General features: G+C 52.7%; 1 protein-coding gene. It reads right to left on the bottom strand.

Translation table 11 applies throughout. The features are described from left to right. Nucleotides 1-728, bottom strand: a 728-nt coding sequence (locus tag Xbed_RS18920) for a phage portal protein (RefSeq protein ID WP_086114326.1), incomplete at both ends; no start/stop codon positions are given.

Raw genomic sequence — 728 nt, 5'->3', positions numbered from 1 at the left:
GATAATCCCTCGCGTTCACGGGCTTCATTCGGGCACATCACACCGGATTTAATCGCCGTCTCATAACTCTGAAAACGTTCTTTGGGATTGGCACGCAGCAGGTCAGCAGTATCAAATTCAACCTGATAGCGAATGCCTTTTGTTGGTGATGTCAGCAGCAAGGCCGATTTGATTTGTTGCTCAAAGTTAGCCAGCCACGGGCGCATGGTGATGGTCAGAAAAGCACGGGATGCTTCACTAAAATTGCTGTAAGTGCTGTTCGAATATTCTTGCAGGAAGATCGGGCTGACGTTGAACATGCGGGCGATATCGTCAATCGTGAAACGACGGGAAGCCAGCCATTCCGCATCCTGATTGCTCATCCCTAATTGCTGGTAGTCCATTCCACCTTCAAGAATGGGCGTTTTCCCCGCATTGCGGGCGCCCTTGTAACGTTCGAGGGCTTCCAGTGCCTTATTGCCCTTGACCCCATCCAGCCAGTCAGTGGATTTAATCACCCCGGCGGCCATCATACCGTCTTTCATGATGCTGGCACCGTGGCGCTGTTGTGCCAGCCCCAAGCCCAAGGTTTCACGGCAAATGGTGACAGGTGAGCGCCCCAGAAAGCCGTCTTCGGTGGCATAGCGCAGATGCAACACTTCTTCCTGTAGGTAGGTTTTCACCTTGCCGCTATACGGTTCTGTGATGGTGTAGGCGAAGCGGTGATCGGATAAGCGTTGTGCTACCAC

This window comes from Xenorhabdus beddingii (genome assembly GCF_002127545.1).
GTDB classification, from domain to species: Bacteria; Pseudomonadota; Gammaproteobacteria; order Enterobacterales; family Enterobacteriaceae; genus Xenorhabdus; species Xenorhabdus beddingii.
The sequence above is the reverse complement of the archived record's forward strand: the minus strand, read 5'-3'. Positions and strand labels throughout refer to the sequence as shown.